We start from the raw sequence: 917 nt of genomic DNA, 5'->3' as shown, positions 1-917 counted from the left end.
GGCGTTAACCTGGCGATCCACCAGGTCGATAGCTCCGGCAGCGCGCTGACCTATACCCAGGTCAAAGTAAACGACGCCAGCGACATTCACGATACAACTTTTGATGCTGACGGCGTGGCGACGTTCAACTTCGTCGTCTCTTACGTCAAACAGTCTGGCGCGGTACCAGTAACAGCGGGCTACGTGAAATCCAACACCGCGTATACCCTTACCTATAACTGATCATCAGTCCCCAGAGAGTTATCTTTTTCAACAAGATAACTCCTTTACAGAATTATCAAGGATAGAAGAACACCCTTACCTTTTGTAAACATAATGGTAGTCACTTCAGTTAAAATTAAAATCACTTTCATTATTTATAATGATAAAAAATACAAATACACACCAATCAACTCAAATACAATACATATATATATTGATAATAAAAACCATCAACACATAACAGCAAGAGATAAATAAATACTATGTTTGCAAAAAAAAAGCACAATATGTACAAAATCGTTAAAAACAATGCACAGATAAATTATTACAAGAAATTGTAGTATAGATAAAAAACAAATTAAATATTTTGTTTGTGAATATAAAAAAAGGAAATATCCGCATATGATATTTTTATAGATGCAGAGTACTCCCTATAATAAATATTGTCTTAAGTGACATCTATTTTTAACAAGGATATTTCAAGATGAAATTAAAGTTAATAGCTTTATCACTGGTTCTGTCTGCTGCCTCCACTACTTCAGCCTTTGCCCTAGATGGCGGCCAGGTAGATTTTGCTGGTCTGGTGAGCGATAACACCTGCACCCCGCACGTTAACGGCGGCAGTCAGGATGGACAGGTTCAACTGAACACCGCCCAGGCATCCGCTATAACTGCCGATCCAGGTGTACAGAGCAGTGCCGTCGGTATTCAGCCAG

The 917-nt window shown here is 39.1% G+C and carries 1 protein-coding gene and 1 pseudogene; both read left to right on the top strand.

What is annotated here, in order from left to right:
- Positions 1–222, top strand: a pseudogene (locus tag FDX14_RS24380) (fimbrial protein); the annotation flags it as partial.
- Between the two features lie 463 nt (positions 223–685).
- Positions 686–917: fimbrial protein (locus FDX14_RS24375; RefSeq protein ID WP_502704215.1), on the top strand; the 232-nt coding region annotated here is incomplete at its 3' end.

The sequence above is a fragment of the Citrobacter sp. wls710 genome (assembly GCF_005281115.1).
In the GTDB taxonomy this organism is placed as follows: domain Bacteria; phylum Pseudomonadota; class Gammaproteobacteria; order Enterobacterales; family Enterobacteriaceae; genus Citrobacter; species Citrobacter werkmanii.
Note: the sequence above shows the minus strand (reverse complement) of the source record. Positions and strands in the feature narration are given on the sequence as shown.